This window comes from Brotaphodocola sp. (assembly GCF_050873365.1).
Classification (GTDB): Bacteria; Bacillota; Clostridia; order Lachnospirales; family Lachnospiraceae; genus Brotaphodocola.
The window spans coordinates 60,643-67,876 of the sequence record NZ_JBNMIQ010000016.1; the positions used below are offsets into that span (position 1 = coordinate 60,643).

The following is a 7,234-nucleotide window of genomic DNA, read 5'->3' on the forward strand; positions in this document are numbered from 1 at the left end:
TTGTTATTTTTTTGTCAGCTATTCTCTGTTTTGGAACTTTCTATAAGACAGGAATCCAATCCATACACGGACACAACAAAATGGGCCATCGCAGATTCGTGCGACAGCCCATTTTCTTTTTATCACTTTATGAATAATTTCTTTAAACTTAAATCTTAATCTCTTAGATCTTAGAACAGACCCGGGAAGATCGTTGCCGGAATTGCCAGCCACAGGTTCGGGAACAGTACCAGCAGAGCCAGAACTGCGATCGAGGACAGGAAGTACGGAAGGGTTCCCTTAAACGCATCCTCAATTGTAATTCCACTGATGGATGATGCGATCAGCAGGCACAGACCATAAGGCGGAGTTACCAGACCAAGAGCCAGGGTAACAACAATGATCAGACCAAGGATGATCGGGCTGATTCCCAGTGCGGTAGCAGACGGAAGAATGATCGGAACGAAGAGGATCATTGCCGGAACTGCATCCATGAAAGTACCAACAAACATGAAGAATGCAACTACTACAATCAGGAATACCAGCTTACCACCCGGCATCGTGGTGAAGAACTGCTGTACGATCACGTTCAGCTGATAGTAGCTTAACAGCTCACCGAGTGCATTTGCGGTAGCCAGAGCAAACAGAGACAGAGAAGAAAGTTTCATCGTCTCGATCAGGATTCGCGGAAGGTTCTTTACCTTGATGGTCTTGTAGAAGAAGATACCAACAAGCAGAGCGTAGATACATGCAAATGCTGCGGACTCGGTCGGTGTGAACAGACCGGAAACGATACCACCGATCAGGATGATCGGAGTCAGCAGAGCCGGCATGGATTCCAGAGTCTGACGAACAACCTTGGAGAACGGAACTTTCTCACACTTCGGGAAGTTCTTGCGCTTGGAGTAAAACTTAACGACTGCCATCATTGCAAGACCAAGAAGAATACCAGGAACAAGACCACTCATGAAGAGTGCACCGGTACTTACGTTTGCGATACCTGCGTACACAACCATCGTGATACTCGGCGGGATGATCGATCCCAGAGTGGAAGATGCTGCGGTGACACCAACGGAAGTACCCTTGTCGTAGCCCTGCTTCTCCATTGCCGGAATGAAGATCTTACCAACACCAGCGGTATCAGCCTGAGAGGAACCGGAGATTCCTGCAAAGATCATGGAAACAAGAACGTTTGAATATGCCAAACCACCACGGAAATGACCTACCATGGAGTTACAGCAGTCAATCAGTTTCTCGGTGATTGCACCCTCATTCATCAGGTTTGCTGCCAGAATGAACAGCGGAACTGCCAGAAGCGTAAAGCTGTTCAGACCGTTAAACATCTTGGAAAATACTACGGTGTTCGGAATCTGTGCGAGAGAGGCGATACCGGTAAAGGATACAACGCCCAGTGCGAATGAGATCGGCACTCCAATCGCTACAAAAACGATGAACATAATTACTAATAATGCACCCATTACTTCTTTCCTCCCTTCATGATTGTGCTGATGTCATCAACGATCTGACTGATCAGATAAATGGCGGAAGTGATGCCACATAACGGAAGGCACAGCCAGGTCGGTCCTCTCTTGAAGGACGGAATGTTTACCCAGGTGTAGTTCCAGAACTGCTTGGTAACCTTGATACCATAATTTGCCATCAGTACTGCAAAAACCAGCATAATCAGAGAGATGATAATCGAAAGAATGCTCTTCTTTACCGGATCTTTCATCATATCGCTGATGGAAGTAAATGCAAAGTGACGTTTCTCATAGACCATCGCACCTGCGCCCATAAATACTGCCCAGATGAAGGAGTACATTGATACATCCTCAGTCCATGTTGCTGCAATTCCAAGATAACGGGACATCATCTGGAATACAACAGTAAGAAGAAATATGCACAGAAAGAATCCGCCAATGGCAATCTGAATCTTCTGCAACATCTCGATTGCTTTCTTCATGATTGTCCTCCTTTTCCCAAAAAACCATTAAACCCTTTCACCTAAAAGCTCTAAAAAAGACCTTTTAAAGACCCTTTAGACGGAACAACAGCCACCCAGTCTCCCAGGTGACTGTTGCGCGTCATAAACAACTCAATGTTAATGATTGAATGATAACGATATTACTCTGCTGCTGCGCGAATCATCTCCAGCTCTGCGGTCATGTTGTTATCCTGAGCGAACTTATCCTGAATCGGAAGTGCCAGTGCCTTGAATGCGTCAATGTCAACATCCTCGAAGTTGGTTACCTCAGCGCCATCAGCGATAACTTTCTCCTTGGACTCCTTGAACATTCTGTAAACAACCTCACGCTCTTCCTTGGTGCACTCCTCAACGCCCTCGTCGATCCAAGCCTTCTGCTCGTCGGTCAGACCATCGTAGAAGTTGCCGTTCATCAGAAGAAGACGGGTGGTGTAGTCATGATGAGTCTCAGAGATGTAATGTCCGTTCTGGGTCTTGTGATGCTCTTTCAGCATGAAGCTGGTGTAATCGTTCTCTGCGGAATCAACAACGCCCTGCTGTAATGCCTGATACAGCTCGCCCCAAGCTACGGAAGTCGGGATAGCGCCACATGCTTTCCAGAAGTCCTGCTGTACCTGAGAAGACTGAGTACGGATCGTCATTCCCTTTAAATCCTCCGGCTTGGTAACCGGTTTCTTACCATAGTAGTCACGAACGGAAGAGGACCAGTAAGCCATGATACGGAAGTTGTTTCCGGTCTTCTCTTTTACGGTCTCTTTCATCTTGTCACCGAACTCGCCGTCCATGCACTTCTCCCAGTGATCGAAGCTGTCGAACAGGTAGTTCAGGGAGAACATATCAACCTCCGGAACACCGATTGCGGTCATGAAGCCCGGGGAAGCAACTACCATAGAAGCAGCACCCATCTCCAGTTTCTCGATCAGCTCGTTCTCGTTCTCACCCAGAGTTCCTTTATGTACAGTTACCTGAATCTTTCCGCCGGACTTGTCCTCAACAACCTCTTTGAACTTGTCCATACCATAAGAGTACGGGTTCTCTAAGGAAGTCTGGTTGGAAGCGATGATCAGGTTCAGTTCCGGCTTCACATCGGATGTAGCGGTATCTGCCTTTGCCTCGGTCTCTGCCGGAGCTGCTGCGTCTGATTTTGCTGCTGCGGTTGTTGCTGTCTGAGCAGATCCACCGCCACATCCGGTTAAGGATGCCATTAACATTGCGCCTGCCAATACAAGTGATAATTTCTTTTTCATAGTTCCCTCTTTCCCTTCTCGTTTTTTATTTTTACGATCTGCCCCCTAGACAGATTCGCAAAGTACCCCGTTTTTATTCTTCTGAGAGCAGTGCCACACTGACTTTGACAACGACCTTGCGGACGGTCATCGGCTCATCGACTGCGACTGCCGGTCTGTGAACGTCTGCCGGGAAGAAAATGCTGTAACAGCCCGGTGTTGCCTCGATGAAACCTTCATTCTCCACGGATTTGTAGAAAATCAGATCTCTCTCATCAAAGCGCTCATCCACCTCATACTTTCCGGTATCCGGTGTAAATCCCAGCTTTTCTTTTCCGCTTGCCAGAAACTGCACATCTACGAACTTCTCATGAACTTCCGGACGCTTCTCTTCTACTGCACCGGTCTGCGCATCCATAACCTGTGCGTAAATGTCCTTGCCCTGAATCTCATACACACCGGTTTCCATCGCCGTGAAATCGTGAGTCTTCAGATAATCCAGCGCGGTCTGAATTGCCTTCGGATACTTCTTAGCATCGTCCTTTGCATAAATTGATGAAAAAATCATAATGTTCTCCTTTTCTTCTAACTTAGCTTCGTTCTTTTCTAACTTAGAATCCTAACTTAGAGCTTAGAGAGAGGTGATCAGATCCCACTTTTCCTCGATAACCGGAATTCCATTCTCCAGATTATCTTTTCTCGTGTTGATCACAATCTCACCCGGATAGAAAACGTTTCCATCCTCCTTAACCGGAGTTGAAGACTTGATGTCTGCTACCAGCTCATCGACAATGCGGTCGGTCGTCTCGGTGTCATTGAACTTGCCCGGATCAATCGCAATCATGATCTGGGATAATCCAACCTCATCCCCGAAGGTTCCGATCTTCTGAACAGAGTTTGCATTGGTCAGTACGGTGGAGATCAAATCTAACAGAATCGAAATTCCGCTTCCCTTCCAGTATCCCATCGGAAGGACTCTCCAGGTCTTCTCAATCGCTGCCGGATCGGTCGTCAGATTGCCATCCTCATCATAACCACCCGGTACCGGAAGTTGCTGTCCCTTGAGTCTTGCCTCCTCGATCTTGCCGTAGGAGAACTGAGACACTGCACAGTCAACTACCACATGGACACCGTTACTTCTCGGAACTGCAAGAATCAATGGGTTGTTGCCGATCTTGCGATCTTTAGCGCCCCATGCAGGCATGTTCGGCATTGTGTTGGACCAGCAGATACCGATACATCCCTGGTTTGCTGCCTGCCAGCCATAGCTTCCACCGCGCATCCAGTGGTTGCTGTTGCCGAGCGCTACCATACCGATTCCATACTGCTTTGCCAGCTCACAAGCACGATCCATCGCCTTCTTTGCATTCAGCGGACCGAAGCCTCTGTGACCATCCCATCTCTCAATCGCTCCCATAGACATCTCGCAGGTAGCTACCACTTCCGGATCAATCTCACCCTTGTCGAGATACTCAATCACTCTCGGGAAACGATTGACTCCATGACTGTAAACACCATCCAGACTGTTCTGTGCAAAAACGGTTGCTGCATCGATTGCATTTGTTTCTGTAAAACCTCTGCTAACGAGAATTCTCTTGAACTCATTCACCATGTCATCATACTTGATTCTTAACATTTTCCTGATTTCCTTTCTTCTTTCATTCTTCGTTATTTTGATGTATCCATACTTCTTTGCAATCGATTCTAATAATATTTTAGCATAATTTTTCTGACTTTCAACCGCTTTTTTCCGTATTTTAGCACAAAATAACGTTTGCATTTTTGGATAGTTTTTATAAAATTTTAATTTTTTCACGTTCACAATTTATACAACGATTTGAGTTTGTACTTATTATGAACAAATTTTCAATTATTGTTTACCGTTCTATGAACCGTAATGAGATTTTGTTGATGCTTTGCCTCTCATCACTACAAGGTATCGATTGCGATCTTAACCACAATCTTTTTCACCCGCTCAGGCCTGTCCACCTGACAGAACGGTCGGTGTACATCTTCCGGGAAAAAGATCGCATAAGTTCCCGGTGTCATCTGAAGCATCACCTCTCCAGATTTGGGATTCTCTTTGTAATACAGAGTATCCTTCTCCTCTAAACAATCTTGAAGCAACTCATTGTCCCCGAGATCTGGATAGTAACCGATCAGCTCTGAACCCTCTGCCATAAACTGCAACTCCGCATATTTACGGTGAACCTCCGGAAGCTTTTTCTCCTTTGCCTCCGTCACCCGGTCACAGATCAGGGCAATCATCGCATCGCCATTTAAAGGAATCTTGCTCTCTCCCATCCCGGATACGTCCGTTTCTCTGCAATAACGAATTGCCTCCTGAATCGGAAGTGCGTATGCGGGTCCTGTTTCCTTCGCATTAATGTGTCCAAATATCATCTTGCGCCTCCATTTTTTTGCAATCGATTGTTTTTATGGTCTTATCATAGCACACTTCATTATTGATTTCAAGTGTGGTTATCTTGTGTTGTTTTACAGTTTTTAATTGCATTTTTTATGCATTTTTCACAGTTTTTCTTTCAAATAATCGCGAGTGAGCCCTGTTTTTTCTTTTATTGCTCGCAACGGCATCTTTTTTAATAGCAATCGATTGCGATAAAAGGCAAAAAATATAGAGATTCTGATCAAGAACTCTCTCGTTCAATGATCTCAGAGAACATCATCAGTTTTTTATTCTGAACCTTTCCCTCAAGCCCTTCTCGCAAAATCGCGGCTGCTATCTCACTGACTTCCTCGAGCTTGTTGTTCAGCGTCGTCAGCTTCGGCATACAGATCTCTCCGTAAATACTGCTGTCCACTCCAATGATGCCAAGCTGTTCTGGCACATTCACACCCAGATCATGAGCCGCACGGATTCCCCCTACCGCTACAAGATCAATCGAATAAATAATTCCCTGCACATCCGGATGTTCTCTCAAAATGCGTACCGTCGTGTCATATCCGCCCTGAAGCGAACTCTCCTCTGCCTCATACAGAAGAAGATCCTCCTTGGTCTTTCCATGGCGAAGAACGGCATCACAAAAGCCCTGCTGTTTGCGCGAGTTTGCCGGAGACGGCTGGTCGAGCACAAAAGCAAGCTTTTCTTTTCCCTTTCCCATCAAAAGATCCACACATTTTCCCACGCCGGCATCCTCATCGATCAGAACACCGGAGACATTCGGCAGATCCAAATAACCATTGACAATCACGACAGGAACCTTCGCTAAATGTCTCTGAATCGCCTCCTTGACCTGATCGGTCGCAAACATCGATCCCATCAGGATCACACCCTCGACACGGCGCTGTTCAAGAATCCGGATATACTCTGTCTTATTCTCTCCTTCCGGACCGGTGCTCATGATGATTGAGCAATACCCCCGTTTCGTCAGCTCCTGCTCAATGACGAACGCACTGTTGATGTGATGTGCCACACGGACATCCACGATCAGGATCCCCACCATCTTTGTCGACTGCATCACAAGTCCGCGCGCTGCGACATCTGGCGTGTAATTATACTTATCGAGCAGATCCTGCACCTTTTTCCTTGTCTCCGCCTTGATTCCAGGCTTGTTATTGATCACTCGGGAAACGGTACTCGCCGCCACGCCGGCCTCCCTTGCAATGTCATAAATTGTCACATCTTCACCCCATATCCAAATTTTTCTTTCTCTAATAAATAACTTACTCTAATAACTATACCTGTTTTTCTATCTAGGGGCAACCCGTTTTTCGTTTCTTTATAATTTCTTTAGGAAATTGCGTTTATTTCATGATTTCAGATTTCAGGACGCTATTTCCAATAAAACAAAAGCCAATAAAACAAAAAAAGCCATGTTCCATCTCCGGAACACAGCTCTCCTCTCTTCATATACCTTCAAAACTGCACATTGAATCATCCGTATTTCTGTATTTCTCCTAAACCGTCTTGGTTAAGCCCTCGACCTATTAGTGACAGTCAGCTCCACACATTACTGCGCTTCCACCTCTGCCCTATCTACCTCGTCGTCTTCAAGGGGTCTTACTCTTGCGATGGGATATCTCA

At 46.1% G+C, this 7,234-nt stretch carries 7 protein-coding genes and 1 rRNA gene; all 8 read right to left on the minus strand.

The window, feature by feature from the left end:
- Nucleotides 1-170 precede the first annotated feature (170 nt).
- On the minus strand, nucleotides 171-1,457 hold the full coding sequence (locus ACR0QT_RS09155; protein ID WP_432630498.1) for a TRAP transporter large permease: 1,287 nt from the start codon (nucleotides 1,455-1,457) through the stop codon (nucleotides 171-173).
- Nucleotides 1,457-1,942, minus strand: coding sequence for a TRAP transporter small permease (locus ACR0QT_RS09160; RefSeq protein WP_432630499.1), 486 nt, complete (start codon nucleotides 1,940-1,942; stop codon nucleotides 1,457-1,459). Before ACR0QT_RS09160 ends, ACR0QT_RS09155 begins: the two co-directional genes overlap by 1 nt.
- 161 nt (nucleotides 1,943-2,103) lie before the next feature.
- Entirely contained in the window at nucleotides 2,104-3,210 is a 1,107-nt protein-coding gene (locus ACR0QT_RS09165; protein ID WP_432630500.1) for a TRAP transporter substrate-binding protein, read from the minus strand.
- Nucleotides 3,211-3,283: 73 nt separating this feature from the next.
- Nucleotides 3,284-3,757 carry a YhcH/YjgK/YiaL family protein gene (locus ACR0QT_RS09170; RefSeq protein WP_177977598.1) on the minus strand — a complete coding sequence of 158 codons (474 nt, stop codon included), beginning with the start codon at nucleotides 3,755-3,757 and terminating at the stop codon, nucleotides 3,284-3,286.
- Nucleotides 3,758-3,820: 63 nt separating this feature from the next.
- On the minus strand, nucleotides 3,821-4,825 hold the full coding sequence (gene yiaK, locus ACR0QT_RS09175; RefSeq protein ID WP_432630501.1) for a 3-dehydro-L-gulonate 2-dehydrogenase: 1,005 nt from the start codon (nucleotides 4,823-4,825) through the stop codon (nucleotides 3,821-3,823).
- Nucleotides 4,826-5,118: 293 nt separating this feature from the next.
- Nucleotides 5,119-5,592 (minus strand): YhcH/YjgK/YiaL family protein, encoded by a 474-nt coding sequence (locus tag ACR0QT_RS09180; protein WP_432630502.1) that lies wholly within the window; start codon nucleotides 5,590-5,592, stop codon nucleotides 5,119-5,121.
- Nucleotides 5,593-5,837: 245 nt separating this feature from the next.
- Nucleotides 5,838-6,830: a LacI family DNA-binding transcriptional regulator gene (locus ACR0QT_RS09185; protein ID WP_432630503.1), complete on the minus strand. Its 993-nt coding sequence runs from the start codon at nucleotides 6,828-6,830 to the stop codon at nucleotides 5,838-5,840.
- 287 nt (nucleotides 6,831-7,117) lie between these two features.
- Nucleotides 7,118-7,234 (minus strand): 23S ribosomal RNA (locus ACR0QT_RS09190); the annotation flags it as partial.